The sequence below is a fragment of the Actinoplanes flavus genome (assembly GCF_017592555.1).
Classification (GTDB): domain Bacteria; phylum Actinomycetota; class Actinomycetes; order Mycobacteriales; family Micromonosporaceae; genus Actinoplanes; species Actinoplanes flavus.
Map to the genome: position 1 here is coordinate 196,526 of NZ_JAGFNS010000001.1, position 15,035 is coordinate 211,560.

At 70.9% G+C, this 15,035-nt stretch carries 12 protein-coding genes; 3 read left to right on the plus strand and 9 right to left on the minus strand.

Annotated features, from left to right (window positions below):
* Window positions 1-9 precede the first annotated feature (9 nt).
* From J5X75_RS00965 to J5X75_RS00980, 4 genes are all read right to left on the minus strand, one after another.
* Window positions 10-558, minus strand: coding sequence for a hypothetical protein (locus tag J5X75_RS00965; protein ID WP_208465215.1), 549 nt, complete (start codon window positions 556-558; stop codon window positions 10-12).
* 171 nt (window positions 559-729) lie between these two features.
* Window positions 730-3,633: a vitamin B12-dependent ribonucleotide reductase gene (locus J5X75_RS00970; protein WP_208465216.1), complete on the minus strand. Its 2,904-nt coding sequence runs from the start codon at window positions 3,631-3,633 to the stop codon at window positions 730-732.
* 83 nt (window positions 3,634-3,716) lie between these two features.
* Entirely contained in the window at window positions 3,717-4,235 is a 519-nt protein-coding gene (gene nrdR, locus J5X75_RS00975) for a transcriptional regulator NrdR (protein WP_183216288.1), read from the minus strand.
* Between the two features lie 350 nt (window positions 4,236-4,585).
* Window positions 4,586-4,723 (minus strand): hypothetical protein, encoded by a 138-nt coding sequence (locus J5X75_RS00980; protein ID WP_208465217.1) that lies wholly within the window; start codon window positions 4,721-4,723, stop codon window positions 4,586-4,588.
* A gap of 253 nt (window positions 4,724-4,976) precedes the next feature.
* Between J5X75_RS00980 and lexA the strand changes: the two genes are divergently transcribed.
* Window positions 4,977-5,750, plus strand: coding sequence for a transcriptional repressor LexA (gene lexA, locus J5X75_RS00985; protein ID WP_208465218.1), 774 nt, complete (start codon window positions 4,977-4,979; stop codon window positions 5,748-5,750).
* 281 nt (window positions 5,751-6,031) lie between these two features.
* Here the strand turns inward: lexA and J5X75_RS00990 are convergent, their stop codons facing one another.
* Both J5X75_RS00990 and hflX read right to left on the minus strand, forming a co-directional pair.
* Complete coding sequence (locus J5X75_RS00990) at window positions 6,032-7,756, minus strand: hypothetical protein (protein WP_208465219.1); 1,725 nt, start codon at window positions 7,754-7,756, stop codon at window positions 6,032-6,034.
* Between the two features lie 216 nt (window positions 7,757-7,972).
* Window positions 7,973-9,385, minus strand: a complete 1,413-nt coding sequence (hflX, locus tag J5X75_RS00995; protein WP_208465221.1) for a GTPase HflX — start codon at window positions 9,383-9,385, stop codon at window positions 7,973-7,975.
* 174 nt (window positions 9,386-9,559) lie between these two features.
* Here hflX and J5X75_RS01000 point away from each other — a divergent pair, with 174 nt between their 5' ends.
* Window positions 9,560-11,020 carry an NAD-dependent malic enzyme gene (locus J5X75_RS01000; protein ID WP_208465222.1) on the plus strand — a complete coding sequence of 487 codons (1,461 nt, stop codon included), beginning with the start codon at window positions 9,560-9,562 and terminating at the stop codon, window positions 11,018-11,020.
* Window positions 11,021-11,064: 44 nt separating this feature from the next.
* Here the strand turns inward: J5X75_RS01000 and J5X75_RS01005 are convergent, their stop codons facing one another.
* From J5X75_RS01005 to miaA, 3 genes are read right to left on the minus strand one after another with little or no spacing between them, the layout of a single operon-like run.
* Window positions 11,065-11,805: a glycerophosphodiester phosphodiesterase gene (locus J5X75_RS01005; protein ID WP_208465224.1), complete on the minus strand. Its 741-nt coding sequence runs from the start codon at window positions 11,803-11,805 to the stop codon at window positions 11,065-11,067.
* Window positions 11,805-12,650 (minus strand): diaminopimelate epimerase, encoded by an 846-nt coding sequence (gene dapF / locus J5X75_RS01010; RefSeq protein WP_208465225.1) that lies wholly within the window; start codon window positions 12,648-12,650, stop codon window positions 11,805-11,807. Before dapF ends, J5X75_RS01005 begins: the two co-directional genes overlap by 1 nt.
* An 8-nt stretch (window positions 12,651-12,658) precedes the next feature.
* Entirely contained in the window at window positions 12,659-13,564 is a 906-nt protein-coding gene (gene miaA / locus J5X75_RS01015; protein ID WP_307797877.1) for a tRNA (adenosine(37)-N6)-dimethylallyltransferase MiaA, read from the minus strand.
* Window positions 13,565-13,743: 179 nt separating this feature from the next.
* Between miaA and J5X75_RS01020 the strand changes: the two genes are divergently transcribed.
* Window positions 13,744-14,952, plus strand: a complete 1,209-nt coding sequence (locus tag J5X75_RS01020; protein WP_208465229.1) for a DUF349 domain-containing protein — start codon at window positions 13,744-13,746, stop codon at window positions 14,950-14,952.
* Window positions 14,953-15,035 lie beyond the last annotated feature (83 nt).

Genomic DNA, 15,035 nt, shown 5'->3' on the forward strand with positions numbered 1-15,035 from the left:
CAGTGGACGTCAGCGGGTGGTCCGCTCGGTACGCAGCCAGACGCCGAACTCCACCGCGGTCCGCACCCCGTGCTCCAGCACCGCCGTGTAGATGTCGAAGCCACTCACCTCGTCGGGGTACTCCGGACGCTGATGCCACACGTTCTTGATCGCGAGAATGGCCTGCCGCTCCTCGTCGCCGAGCCGGCCGGCCAGCTCACGGTGCCACTCGGCGCCGTCGGCGTGGTCGTCGTGCAGCCAGATCGACAGGTCGACGCGCCACTCGCCCACGGTGAGGGTGACGTGGTAGCGCTCGTCCCGCGGCTTGCCGGTCGGTGACCGGTCGCCCCGCTCGTCGGTGTAGGTGAAACCGGTCAGCCCGGGGATGGCGACCGCGCGCCCGAGCAGGGCGACGACGTCACCCGGGCCGAACTCCGGGCCCCCGGCCAGCATCACATCGAGGTCGCGCCACACCATGAGCCCTGAGACGTAGCTGCCGGTCGGCAGCAGCGGCCCCAGGGGCTCCAGCAGCGCGAGCACCGAACGCGCCTCCGCCTGCAGATCCTCGGGCCGGCCCATCCCGCTCTCCTTCCCATCCGGATGCCTCCATGACCCCCGTAGACGGACATTGTCGGATGTGGCCGATCGGCGGATGGGTTCGGGGCGTGGCGAGCCTCGGCGCCGGACCCCTGAAGGCGGCGATGCCTCCCACCCGCATCGGATGGGAGGCATCGCCGTCATGACTCCGGGTCAGCTGCAACCGGAGGTGGAGCCGCAGCCCTCGCAGACGTAGCAGCTTCCGGCGCGGCGCATCTTCGTGCCGCAGGTGAAGCAGAGCGGCGCGTCGGCGGCGTGACCGGTGACGATCTCCAGCAGCTCGGTGGAGGACCCGGCGGAGACCGGGGTCTCCTTCTCCGGAGCCGACGCGGCCTTGACCTCGGCCACCGTCACCTTGGCGGAACTCACCGGGGCGACGACCGGCGCGGAGGAGGCCATCGCGGCCATCTCCTCGGCGGCCGCTTCCGCGGCGGCCTCGGCGGCGGCCTGCGCGGTGCGCTCCTTCGCCGTGAAGATGCCCAGCTCAGCGCGGGTCTCGTAGGGCAGGAAGTCCAGCGCCAGGCGACGGAAGATGTAGTCCATCACCGAGGAGGCCATGCGGACGTCCGAGTCGTCGGTCATGCCGGCCGGCTCGAAGCGCATGTTGGTGAACTTCCCGACGTACGTCTCCAGCGGCACGCCGTACTGAAGACCTATCGAGATGGCGACCGAGAAGGCGTCCATCACCCCGGCCAGGGTGGAACCCTGCTTCGACATCTTCAGGAAGACCTCGCCGAGGCCGTCGTCCGGGTAGGACGACGCGGTGAGGTAGCCCTTGGCGCCGCCGACCGAGAAGGAGACCGTCTCCGACGGGCGCTTCTTCGGCAGCCGCTTGCGGACCGGCCGGTACTCGATGACCTTCTCGACGACCTTCTCGACCGCCTTCTCGGGCTGCGCAGCCACGGGTGCGTCAACGGCGACAGACTTCTTCGCCGCCGACAACGGTTGCCCGACCTTGCAGTTGTCGCGGTAGATCGCGAGCGCCTTGAGGCCCAGCTTCCAGCCCTGGAAGTGGATGTCCTCGATCTCCTCGACGGTCGCCGTCTCCGGCATGTTGACCGTCTTGGAGATGGCGCCGGAGATGAACGGCTGCACCGCGGCCATCATCTTGACGTGGCCGATCGGGGAGATCACCCGCTCGCCCATGGCGCAGTCGAAGATCGCGTAGTGCTCCGGCTTGAGGCCGGGCGCGTCGACGACGTTGCCGTGCTCGGCGATGTGCTCGACGATCGCCTCGACCTGCTCCTCGGGGTAGCCGATGCTGCGCAGGGCCCGCGGGACGGTCTGGTTGACGATCTGCATGGAGCCGCCGCCGACCAGCTTCTTGAACTTGACCAGGGCCAGGTCGGGCTCGATGCCGGTGGTGTCGCAGTCCATCATCAGGCCGATGGTGCCGGTCGGGGCGAGCACCGACGCCTGGGCGTTGCGCCAGCCGTTCTTCGCGCCGATCTTGTTGCCGTTCTGCCACTGGCGGGTCGCCTCGCGGACGATCTCGCCCGCGACGGCGCCCTGCGGGCGGATCTCGTCGTTGGCGGCGGCGTGCTTGCGCATGACGCGCTGGTGCGCCTCGGCGTTACGGGCGTAGCCGTCGTACGCGCCGACGACACCGGCCAGCTCGGCGGAGCGGCGGTACGCGGTGCCGGTCATCAGCGAGGTGATGGCCGCGGCGACGCTGCGACCGCCCTCCGAGTCGTACGGCAGGCCGGACGCCATGAGCAGGGCGCCGAGGTTCGCGTACCCGATGCCGAGCTGACGGTAGGCGCGGGTGGTGACCCCGATCTTCTCGGTCGGGAAGTCGGCGAAGCAGATCGAGATGTCCATCGCGGTGATGATGAACTCGACGCTCTTGACGAACTTCTCCACCTCGAAGCCGCCGTCGGCCTTGAGGAACTTCATCAGGTTCAGCGAGGCCAGGTTGCAGGACGAGTCGTCCAGCGACATGTACTCCGAGCACGGGTTGGACGCGGTGATGCGGCCGGTCTCGGGGTTGGTGTGCCAGTCGTTGATGGTGTCGTCGTACTGCAGGCCGGGGTCGGCGCACTCCCAGGCGGCCTGGGCAATGTCGCGGAACAGCTTCTTGGCGTCGATCTCCTCGATCACCTCGCCGTTCAGCCGGCCACGGAGCGCGAACGTGCCGCCCTCCTCGACCGCCCGCATGAACTCGTCGCTGACCCGCACCGAGTTGTTGGCGTTCTGGTACTGGACGCTGACGATGTCGGCGCCGCCCAGGTCCATGTCGAAGCCGGCGTCCCGCAGCGCGCGGATCTTGTTCTCCTCGCGCGCCTTGGTCCAGACGAACTCCTCCACGTCGGGGTGGTCGACGTCGATGATGACCATCTTGGCCGCGCGCCGGGTGGCGCCGCCGGACTTGATGGTGCCGGCGCTGGCGTCGGCGCCGCGCATGAAGCTGACCGGACCGCTGGCGGTGCCGCCGGAGGACAGCAGTTCCTTGGAGGAGCGGATGCGGGACAGGTTGACACCCGAGCCGGAGCCGCCCTTGAAGATCAGGCCCTCCTCCTTGTACCACTCGAGGATCGAGTCCATCGAGTCGTCCACGGAGAGGATGAAGCAGGCGCTGACCTGCTGCGGCGACTTGGTGCCGACGTTGAACCAGACCGGCGAGTTGAAGCTGAACACCTGGTGCAGCAGCATCCACGTCAGCTCGTGGTCGAACAGTTCGGCGTCGGCCGCGCTGGCGAAGTAGCCGTGCTCCTCGCCCGCCTTGCGGTAGGTCTGGACGACGCGGTCGATCAGCTGCTTCAGCGACCACTCCCGCTCCGGGGTACCCACGGCGCCACGGAAGTACTTGGTCGTGACGATGTTCGCCGCGTTCACGCTCCAGAACGCGGGGTACTCCACGCCGCGCTGCTCGAAGTTGATCGAGCCGTCGCGCCAGTTCGTCATGACGACGTCGCGGCGTTCCCACTCGACCTCGTCGTACGGGTGAACGCCCTCGGTCGTCCAGACCCGCTCCACTCGCAGCCCCCCGGCCGCCGCGCCGCCGCCGCCGTTCGCCCGGCTGCGCTGACGACCTGCAGTGATGCCGTCTCCGGCCATATGGATGTGCTCCCCCTCGTAGGTACCGCTACAGGTGTGTCGGATAGAAGTGCGTCAGGCTGAGATCGGCCGCTGCCGGCGTCTCAGCCGTTGAGCTTGGGTGCGCGTCCCCCGGACCGTGGCGCGACAGCGTGTCGCGTCCCGGCTTCCCGGACGGGAACGGCGTCGCGCAGCGCGGCGATCTCCTTCTCGAATTCGTCGAGAGAGTCGAAGGACTTGTACACGCTGGCGAACCGGAGATAGGCCACCTGATCCAGCTCACGCAACGGCGTGAGGATCGCCAGGCCCACCTCGTGGCTGGGGATCTCGGCGGCGCCACGCGCCCGGACGGTCTCCTCCACCCTCTGCGCGAGCAGAGCGATGGAGTCCTCGTCGACGGGCCGGCCCTGACAGGCCTTGCGCACCCCGCTCATGATCTTCGTCCGGCTGAAGGGCTCGGTGACGCCGCTGCGCTTGACGACCGCGAGGACCGCCTCCTCGACGGTCGTGAAGCGCTTGCCGCACTCGGGGCACGCCCGGCGGCGACGGATCAACTGACCGTCGTCGGCCTCGCGCGAGTCGACCACGCGCGAATCGGCATGGCGACAGTACGGGCAGCGCACCGCGATCTCCCTTCGGCCCCTTCTCGACGGACTCCGGGCACGCCGAAACACAGCGGAACCGGTGTCGGAACGACTGGTAACGCTGTGGATGGCATGTGGATAACCAGGGAGAAAGAAACCCAACCTGTGGACAACTTGCATCAGTGTAACCACTAGATGTTGGGGTAGACGCTAGGCCCCGGCGGACGCCGATGCAAGCTCAGCGACGTGCCGACGCGCCGGGGATCACACCCCACCACCGCAGGTGATCTCACGATCACGCGCGGCAGCCGGAACGGGCCGCGCGACGCGCCGGAAAATCGGGCGGGACACCCGACGGAGATCAACCGGGGACACCCGGGACGGCCAGGTCAGGCCGGAGAAGCCGTAGTGAAGAGCACGACACTCGCCAGGGCCACCATGGCGAAGAAGACACCGAGCAGCACCACCCGGCCACGCCGCGTGAGCCGCAACGGAGGCCCGACGTGTCGCGCACCACTGACGGTCATGGCGATCCCCCCTCTAGGACACCCGTTCGATAGAACGTCCGTACGACGGTCTATCAGAACAGGGGTACGGAAGTCGAGCGTCCGGGAGCGACACGCCGGGGAAATCTCGTACAGATGTTTGAATATGTCGCACCTGACCATTAGGTTCTCCGTCAAGAGGGGTCAGCCGGACAAACGCCATCCCCACGGCGTTGCCCCCGGCTCCGCGACGCACCACGTGCCGACGAGGCACTGGCCGACAGGGAGGGCGGACGTGTCGACCGACGACCGCACGAGCCGACAGCAGCAGACCAGGAAGACCGAGACCGCCCGGCGGCGGACGACGAGCCGATCCCGCGGTCCCGAGGCACCCCAGTTACGCGCGGTCACACCGGTCGGCCACCTGCCCGAGGTGGTGGCCACCGACCTCACCGCCCGGCAGCGCCGCATTCTCGAGTTCATCCGTGACTGGGTGGAGAAGTACGGTTACCCGCCCAGCGTCCGCGAGATCGGCGAAGCGGTCGGCCTGGTCTCGCCGTCCAGCGTGGCGTACCAGTTGAAGGCTCTGGAGAGCAAGGGATACCTCCGGCGCGACCCCAACCGGCCCCGCGCCGTGGACGTGCGGGCGCCCGGCGACCTGGTCGACGACGAGGCCCTACGGGCCGCCCGGCCGCAGCCGGCGTACGTGCCGTTGGTCGGCCGGATCGCCGCCGGTGGCCCGATCCTGGCCGAGCAGGCCGTGGAGGACTTCTTCCCGCTGCCGCGCGAGCTGGTCGGCGAGGGCGACGTCTTCATGCTGGAGGTCAAGGGCGACTCGATGATCGACGCGGCGATCTGCAACGGCGACTGGGTGGTGGTCCGCCAGCAGCCCAACGCCGAGGCGGGCGACATCGTGGCCGCGATGATCGACGGCGAGGCGACGGTGAAGAGCTACCGCCAGCGGGACGGGCACGTCTGGCTGATGCCGGCCAACCCGGCCTTCGATCCGATCCCGGGCGACGACGCGACCATCATGGGCCGCGTGGTGGCCGTCCTGCGCCGCGTCTGACCCGCCCACCGCCCGCAAGCGGGAAACGCACCCGCTCTGACCCGCCGCGGGCGGCAACGCCTGGTCTGACCCACCCCGGGGGCGGGAAACGCCCGGCCTGACCCGCGCACCGCCCGCAAGCGGGAAACACGCCCGGTCTGACCCGCCCCGGGGGCGGGAAGTGCGCCCGGCCTGACCCGCCGCCGCCCGCGGGCGGCGAAAACCACGCGCGCCGTCGGCAGGCGACGAAACGACGAAAAGCCGGCCCCGCGACGGGGCCGGCTTTTCGTCGAGCCGAGGGACTAGCGGTTGTCGGGGCCCGGTGGGCGGCCGCCGCCATACATGCCCGGGCCCTGCTGGGGCCCGCGCGGTTGCGGCTGGCCGCCGTAGACGCCGCTACCGCCGCCGGGCGGCTGCGGAGCACGACCGGGCGGCTGCTGCTGCGGACCACGCGGAGGCTGCTGCGGGTTACGCGGCGGCACCTGGCCCGGGCCGCGGCCGGGCGCCTGCTGCGGACCACGGCCGGGAGCCGGCTGCGGACCACGGGGTGGCTGCTGCTGCGGACCACGCGGGGCCTGCTGCGGGCCACGCGGCGGTTGCTGCTGGGGACCGCGCGGAGGCTGCTGCTGGGGGCCACGCGCGGGCTGCGGCTGCGGACCACGCGGGGCCTGCTGCGGACCACGCGGAGGCTGCTGCTGCGGGCCGCGGGCGGGCGGCTGACCGGCGGGGCGGCCGTACTGGGGGCCGCCGGGGGCCGGGCCGGACCCGGCGCCGTAGACCGGGCCGCCGCCACCGGGACGGCCGGAGCCGTAGGCCGCGGTGCCCCGGGGCGCTCCGCCGACCCCGATCAGCTCGGTCTCCGGGTCGTCCTTGTCGAGGCCGCCGGGCAGGGCGTCGTCGAGCGGGCCGGTCGCCTGCGGCGACTTGCGGAACCGGACGATGCCGAAGACGCCGGCGCCGACCAGGAGCAGGCCGAGCAGACCGACACCGCCCACCGCGTACATCAAGTTGTCGGGCGAGTAGTACCACGGCGTGCCCGTGGTGTCGCTTCCCTGCTTGTCCGACTTCTTGGCGAGTTCGGTGGCCGGCGTGTACTGCCGGATGTGGTTGGCGGTGGCGGTGTCACCGCTCATGTCCGAGATGGTGAGGAAGGTCTTGCCGTCCGCCGAGTACGAGATCGCCTCACCGAACTGCTCGTTGGGCAGGCCGGTGGTCCTCGGCACCTTCTTCAGGGCGCTCAGCACGTCACCGTTGGTCACGTCCCATTCGAGGGCGTCGGTGTACGTCCGCAGGACGACCCTGCCCCCGCCCGGGGCGATCGCCCCGCCGGTGATGGTCTTGTTGCCGATCCGGGCGACCCGGTTGCCGGCGGTCTCGGTGGCCGAGAGGGTGATCTCGCCGACCCGCTTCATCGGCACGCCGCTGGAGTTGTTGACCTTGAGCGCCGCCGTCGGCTGGTAGATGCCGGCCGGCTTGCCGATCTCCTTGGTCACGATGAGCGGGGTGCCGTCGCCATTGAGGAGCAGCGCCTCGGCGTCGTGCGCGTCCCCGTTCGGGTAGCTGAGGCGGTGGAGTTTCGGCTTGTCCGAACCGTCCGCCTTCATGCTCCACAGACCGACGGTGGGCCGCGGGTCGGGCGGCGAGTCACGGACGCCGTTGTCGCCGGTGTCCGCGATCCACAGGGTCTCGCCGTCGGGCGAGAGCACGATGTCCTCGGTGTCCGCCGGGCCGGAGCCGCTGAACGCGACCTTGTCGACGACCTTGCACTGGTTGTTGAGGAAGAAGACCTGCTCCCGGCCGGCGCCGCTGTCGTCGGCGCCGTCGTTGACGGCGACGTAACCCGACTTGGTCGCCACCAGGCCGGAGATCTCGGACAGGTTGGGATCGCCGATCTTGCAGAGCTTCTTGCCCGGCGTCGCCTTCGCGCTGACCGTGGGGGCCGGCGTCGGGTCGTCGGCGGACGCACCGGAGGAGCCGACCATCACGAGACCGAAAGCCACGATGGTCGAGAACACGAGACGCCGCATGCGCACAGTGTCGCATGCGGGGACACGTGCCGGTATTACGTGTGGATCAAAGCTGGGACGAGTCGGGCACTCCCGTGATAACACGCCTTCACCGTCGGTGATTGACATGACCGGATTGACCGCACCCGTCCCCACCGGGATCGGATGCGGCCTCCTCGACACGATCGAAATTTTGTTCACATTCACCCGGTCGCCGCGGACGGCGAAACCACGGATTCAGGAACGAAACTCCGCCAACTCGGCCGCCAGCCGCTCGTCGACTCGTACGAGCAGTTCGGTTCCGTCGTCCAGGTGTCGCGACTGGAGCACCTGACCGGACCGGTGCACCCGGGCCACCAGGTCGCCCCGGTCGTACGGCACCAGGAGCCGCAGCTCGACGGCCGGCCGTGGCAGCCGGTCGGCGATCGCCTTGTGCAGCTCCGGAATGCCGGCGCCGGACCGCGCGGAGACGAAGATCGCGTCCGGCCACGCCCGCTTCAGGCGCAGCACGGTCTCCTCGTCGGCCGCGTCCACCTTGTTGATCACCAGGAGCTCGGGCAGCCGGTCGGCGCCGACCTCACCGAGCACCTCGCGGACCGCGCTGACCTGGCCCTCCGGGTCCGGGTGGGCGCCGTCGACGACGTGCACCACCAGGTCGGCCCGGGCCACCTCCTCCAGCGTCGAGCGGAACGCCTCGACGATCTGGTGCGGCAGGTGCCGGACGAAGCCGACCGTGTCGGAGAGCGTGAAGACACGCCCGTCCTCCGCGGCGGTCCGCCGGGTGGTCGGGTCCAGGGTGGCGAACAGCGCGTCCTCCACCAGGACCCCGGCCTGGGTCAAACGGTTCAGCAGGCTGGACTTGCCGGCGTTGGTGTAACCGGCGATCGCCACGGCCGGCACCCCGCTGGCGGCACGGCGGGAGCGCTTGGTCTCCCGGACCGTCTTCATCGACTTGATCTCACGCCGCAGTTTCGCGATCCGCGTGTTGATCCGCCGCCGGTCGGTCTCCAGCTTGGTCTCACCGGGACCACGGGTGCCGACACCGCCGCCACCCGCGCCGCCGCCGGCGCCACCGCCCTGCCGGGACATCGCCTCACCCCAGCCGCGCAGACGCGGCAGGAGGTATTGCAGCTGGGCGAGCTCGACCTGGGCCTTGCCCTCCCGGCTCTTGGCGTGCTGGGCGAAGATGTCGAGGATCAGGGCGGTCCGGTCGACCACCTTGACCTTGATCTGCTGCTCCAGGTTGCGCAGCTGGGACGGGGACAGCTCGCCGTCGCAGATGACGGTGTCCGCGCCGGTCATGACGACCACGTCGCGGAGCTCGTCGACCTTGCCACGGCCGATGAAGGTGGCCGCGTCCGGTTGCTTCCGTCGTTGGATCAGGCCCTCGAGGACCTGGGAGCCGGCCGTCTCGGCGAGAGCGGCCAGCTCGGTGAGTGAATTGTCGGCGTCCTCGACGCTGCCCTCGGTCCACACCCCGACCAGCACGACCCGTTCGAGTCGCAACTGGCGGTACTCGACCTCGGTGACGTCGGTCAGCTCCGTGGAGAGACCGGCCACCCGCCTGAGCGAGTGCCGCTCCTCGAGCTCCAGGTCGCCGGTGGTGGGATCCAGCTCGTCAAGGACGGGTGTCTGGTACGTGTTTCGCAAAAGTGACCTCCTCGGACCTCGATCGTGGCACGTCCCGCGCGCGGGCGCATCCACATATGAGGGCCGGCAGTTTCGCTGCGTGATGGTGACCCTGCAGTAACCACCGTCGGCGACCCCGCTATTCCGTGCGAGCGACAATGCGGGTACTCACCCACCAACGTCGGAGGGACCACCGTGGTGACCACCCGCCTGCCGAGCGCAGGATTCTCGATCACGATTCGCATCGCCGTTACCGCGGACGCCTCGTCCATCGGCCGGCTCACCACCTGTGTGGGTGAGGCCGGGGCGATCGTGACGGCGCTGGACGTGGTGGACTCCGACCCCACCCACGTGCTGGTCGACCTCACCTGTGACACCGCCGACGCCGCGCACGCCGACCAGGTCGTCAAGCAGCTCGAGGACCAGGACGGGGTGGACGTCCGCAAGGTGTCCGACCGCACGTTCCTGCTGCACCTGGGCGGCAAGATCGAGGTGTCGTCGAAGGTCGCGCTGCGCAACCGCGACGAGCTGTCCCGCGCGTACACGCCGGGGGTGGCCCGGGTCTGCATGGCGATCGCGGAGAACCCGGCGGACGCCCGCCGCCTCACCATCAAGCGCAACACGGTCGCCGTGGTCAGCGACGGCTCGGCGGTGCTCGGCCTGGGCAACATCGGGCCGGCCGCGGCGATGCCGGTGATGGAGGGCAAGGCCGCGCTGTTCAAGCGGTTCGGCGGCGTGGACGCCTGGCCGGTGGTGCTGGACACGCAGGACACCGACGAGATCGTGGCCATAGTGAAGGCGATCGCCCCGGCCTACGGCGGCATCAACCTGGAGGACATCGCGGCCCCGCGGTGCTTCGAGATCGAGGCGCGGCTGCGGGAGCTGCTGGACATCCCGGTCTTCCACGACGACCAGCACGGCACGGCGATCTGCGTGCTGGCCGCGCTCACCAACGCGATGCGGGTGGTGGGCAAGCGGATGGAGGACGTCAAGGTGGTCGTGTCCGGCGCCGGCGCGGCCGGCACCGCGATCATGAAGCTGCTGATGCGGCAGGGGGTGGGCGACATCATCGCCTACGACCGCCGGGGCGCCCTGCACCGCGGCATGCCCGGCCTGAACGAGTCGATGCAGTGGCTGGCCGACCACACCAACCGGGAGAACTACTCCGGCGACCTGCCCGGCGCGATCGCCGGGGCGGACGTCTTCATCGGCGTCTCCGCGCCCAACCTGCTCACCGGCGACGACATCGCCCGGATGGCGGACCGGGCGATCGTGTTCGCGATGGCCAACCCGGACCCGGAGGTCGACCCGCGGGAGGCCCGCAAGCACGCCGCGGTGGTCGCGACCGGCCGTTCCGACCAGCCCAACCAGATCAACAACGTGCTGGCCTTCCCGGGCGTCTTCCGCGGTCTGCTCGACGCCGGCGCCGAGGAGTTCACCGAGGAGATGGCGCTGGCCGCCGCCCGGGCCATCGCCGACGTGGTGGGCGAGGACAAGCTCAACCCCACGGTGATCATCCCGAGCGTCTTCGACCAGCGGGTCACTCCGGCGGTGGCGGCGGCGATCCGCGCGGTGGTCCGGGGCGTGCACGCCCCGTCCAACCCCGCGGCCGTTCCGGAGTCGGAGCTCGACAAGGCCCCGGAGGCGACCTTTTAAACCTTTTTCCGGGTACGGGGGACGCGCTCTCGTACCCGGAAAGGCTATCCCGCGCTCGCCCAGCCGGTGAGTTCGCCGACCAGGTCGGTGATCAGGCCGGACACACCCGCATCCGCCAGGGGACCCCACCGGGCCATGTCGTTGGGAGTCCACGGCATCACGCCGATCCCGGCCGCGGCCAGCCCGGCCATCGTCTCCGGGCCGTGCAGCACGTCCTCCACCGACGGGTTGGTGTAGGCCACGCCCAGCTCCCGGGACAGCTCGACGGTCTCCGCGTCGAACCGGAACAGCAGCAGCCCGCGCCGCACCTCGGGCACCACGTCCCGGACCTTGCGGACCACGTCGGCGTCGAAGCTCTGCAGCACCGAGCGGCCCAGCAGGTCGCGCTCGGCGAGCTGGGCCACGATCGACTTCACCTCGTCGAGGGTGGCCGGCGGTTTGATCTCGACGAGGATCTCGGCCGGTCCGGGGGCGAGCAGGTCCAGTGTCTCGGCCAGCGTGGGCACCCGCAGCCCGGTGAACCCGGCGCCGAACCAGGAGCCGGCGTCCAGCTCGGCGATCTCGTCGTAGGTCAGGTCCCAGACCCGGCCGGAGCCGTCGGTGGTCCGGTCGACCGTCCGGTCGTGGATCACCACGGGCACGCCGTCCCGGGTCACCCGGACGTCGAACTCGACGAAGGTGGCCCCGGCCCGCAGCGCGGCGGCGAAGGCGGGCAGCGTGTTCTCGGGGGCGACGGTCGAGTAGCCCCGGTGCGCGACGCGGTGCACTGCGGTCCGGGGTGGCATCAGAGCACGGCCGCCGGGTCGACCTCGCCGTCGGCGACCAGCACGGCCGGGCCCTCCAGCCACCACCCGCCCTCGGCGTCGTGGGTCACCACCAGGCGGCCGCCGGGCAGGTCCACCGCGATCGAGCCGGTCGTCAGGCCGGCGTCGCGCAACGCCACCGTGCCGACCGCGAGCGCGCCCGTGCCGCAGGACTGCGTCTCGCCGGAGCCACGCTCGTGGACCCGCATCCGGACGTGGCCGTCGACCCCCTCGACCGGCTCGGCGGGCTCGACGAACTCCACGTTCACCCCGTTCGGGAAGACCGCCGGGTCGTGCAGCGGCGGGCGGGTCAGGTCGAGTGCGGCCAGCTCCATGCCGTCGTGCAGACCGCAGACCAGGTGCGGGTTGCCGGTGTCCACGGCCACGCCGGGCACGATGCGGGCGCCCACGGTCGCCGTGCTTCCCGCGTACACCCGGGGGGTCGTCATCCGCGCACGGATCGTGCCGTCACCGATCAGGGTGACCAGGACGCCGGCCCGGGTGGCCACCGCGAGGCCCTCCGGGCCGGGCGTGGCGAGGCCGCGGTCCAGCAGGTAGCGCACGAAGACGCGCAGGCCGTTGCCGCACATCTCGGCGATCGAGCCGTCGCTGTTGTGGTAATCCATGAACCACTCGGCCTCGGCGGCGAACCCGGCCGCCTCGGGATGTTTGGCGCTGCGGACCACTCGGAGCACACCGTCGCCGCCGATCCCGCGGCGGCGGTCGCAGAGCGCCGCGACGAGTTCGGGTGTCAGGTCGAGCTCCCCGAACGGGTCGGGGAGGATGACGAAGTCGTTGCCGGTCCCGTGGCCTTTGGTGAAACGCACGCCGACCATCATCCCGCAAGCGCGATCGCGTCCGCCACGAGCTTCGGGTCCGCCCCGTCCAGCCAGGTGATCGAGGGGTCGCGGCGGAACCAGGACCGCTGCCGGCGGACGAACCGGCGGGTGCCCTGGACGGTGTCCGCCTTCGCCTGCTCCTCGGTCAGCGCGCCGTCGATCTGGGCGAGCGCCTGCTGGTACCCGAGCGCACGGGAGGCGGTCCGGCCCTCCCGGATCCCGGTCAGGCCGCGCACCTCGCCGATCAGCCCGGCCGCCCACATCAGGTCGACCCGCAGGGCGATCCGCTCGTCCAGCGCGGCGGTGTCCCGGTCGACGCCGATCTGCACCGACTCGTAGACCGGCCGGGGATCGGGCAGGCTCGCGGTGAACGGCAGCCCGGTCAGCTCGATCACCTCGAGGGCGCGGACGATCCGGCGGCCGTTGCTCGGCAGGATCTTGGCGGCGGCCGCCGGGTCGCGCTCGGCGAGCCGGGCGTGCAGCGCCGCCGGGCCGGCCGCGGTCAGCTCCTGTTCGAGCCGGGCCCGGACCGCCGGGTCGGTGCCCGGGAACTCGAAGTCCTCCAGGACCGCCCGGACGTACAGGCCGGAGCCGCCGACCAGCAGCGGCACCCGGCCGCGGGCGAACACGCCGTCGATCGCGGCGCGGGCCAGCCGCTGGTACTCGGCGACCGCGGCGGGCTCGGTCACGTCCCAGATGTCGAGCAGATGGTGCGGCACGCCCTCGCGCTCGGCCGGGGTGAGCTTGGCGGTGCCGATGTCCATCCCGCGGTAGAGCTGCATCGAGTCGGCGTTGATCACCTCGCCGTCCAGCTCGTGGGCGAGAGCGATGCTCAGCGCGGATTTGCCGGCCGCCGTCGGCCCGACGACGGTGACCACCCGCTGACCTGTCCGGAACCGCACCGGCCAACCGTAGGACACCGTTGTGTCACGGTCGTCGGCGGGAGCTTTCCCCTAACCGGGTTGGACCTGTGACAATGCGCGAGAAAGAATGCCGTTGGGAAGTTGGCATTCGAGACTGCGCTATGGCGGTGGCCGAGGTCCGGTTGGACCGGCGGCGCCGGGAGAACGAGGATGAGCTCATGAACGACTGGACGGCCTTCGGGCGCGTGGATGCCGACGGCACCGTGTACGTGAAGACCGCCGAGGGCGACCGTGTGGTCGGCTCCTGGCAGGCGGGCACCCCCGAGGAGGGTCTCGCTCACTTCGCCCGGCGATTCGAGGACCTGGTCACCGAGGTCGACCTCGTCGAGGCTCGCCTCAAGTCCGGCGCGGCGGACGCGGCCCACTCGCTGACCAGCGTGAAGCGGCTGCGGACCCAGCTCGACGAGGCCCACGTGGTGGGTGACATCGACGGTCTGGCGGCCCGCCTGGACCGCCTCGCCACCCTCGCCGAGGAGAAGGCGGGTGAGGCCCGCGCGGCCCGCGAGGTGGCCCGCACCGAGGCGGTGGCCCGCAAGACCGCCCTGGTCGAGGAGGCGGAGAAGATCGCCGCCGACGCCACCGGGTGGAAGTCGGCGGGGGATCGCCTCAAGGAGATCCTCGACGAGTGGAAGACGATCCGCGGCGTCGACAAGAAGACCGACGGCGAGCTGTGGAAGCGGTTCGCCGCCGCCCGGGACGGCTTCACCCGCCGCCGGGGCGCCCACTTCGCCACCCTCGACGGCCAGCGCAAGCAGGCGCAGAGCGCCAAGGAGGACCTGGTCACCGAGGCGGAGAGCCTGGCCGAGTCGACCGAGTGGTCGAGCACCGCCAACCGGCTCAAGGAGCTGATGACCGAGTGGAAGTCGGCGCCGCGCGCCGCGAAGGAGGCAGAGCAGCGCCTCTGGGAACGCTTCCGGGCCGCTCAGGACGCCTTCTTCACCCGGCGCAGCGAGGTCTTCTCCGCCCGCGACGCGGAGTACCAGGGCAACCTGGAGAAGAAGCAGGCGATCCTGGCCGAGGTCGAGGCCATCGACGTCGACGCCGACCCGCGCGGCGCGCAGAACCGCATGCGGGACGCGCAGGCCGCCTGGCACGACGCCGGCCGGGTGCCCCGGGAGGCCGCCGCCTCGCTGGACCGCCGCTGGCGGGCCGCCGAGGAGCGGATCCGGGTGGCGATGGACTCGGCGTGGCGCAAGACCAGCCCGCAGGACAACCCGCTGCTGCGGCAGATGCGCGAGCAGGTCGCCGAGGCCGAGGAGAAGCTGGCCCGCGCCCGTTCCGCCGGCGACAACCGGCGGATCAAGGAGGCCGAGCAGGCGCTCGCCTCGAAGAAGCAGTTCCTCGCTCTGGCCGAGCAGGCGAACTGAATTTCACGCTCCGGTGACGGGGGGGGCGGGCCCCGGGGGCGGCGCCCCCCCGGAGGGGGTGCACCCTTGGACACCCCCCACCA

What these genes read in the sequence shown, in the direction of transcription:
- J5X75_RS00990 (WP_208465219.1), bottom strand. Translation starts at nt 7,756, where the DNA reads ATGCGGCGTCTCGTGTTCTCGACCATCGTGGCTTTCGGTCTCGTGATG.
- J5X75_RS00965 (WP_208465215.1), bottom strand. Translation starts at nt 558, where the DNA reads ATGGGCCGGCCCGAGGATCTGCAGGCGGAGGCGCGTTCGGTGCTCGCG.
- J5X75_RS01020 (WP_208465229.1), top strand. Translation starts at nt 13,744, where the DNA reads ATGAACGACTGGACGGCCTTCGGGCGCGTGGATGCCGACGGCACCGTG.
- J5X75_RS00980 (WP_208465217.1), bottom strand. Translation starts at nt 4,723, where the DNA reads ATGACCGTCAGTGGTGCGCGACACGTCGGGCCTCCGTTGCGGCTCACG.
- J5X75_RS00970 (WP_208465216.1), bottom strand. Translation starts at nt 3,633, where the DNA reads ATGGCCGGAGACGGCATCACTGCAGGTCGTCAGCGCAGCCGGGCGAAC.
- J5X75_RS01005 (WP_208465224.1), bottom strand. Translation starts at nt 11,805, where the DNA reads ATGCCACCCCGGACCGCAGTGCACCGCGTCGCGCACCGGGGCTACTCG.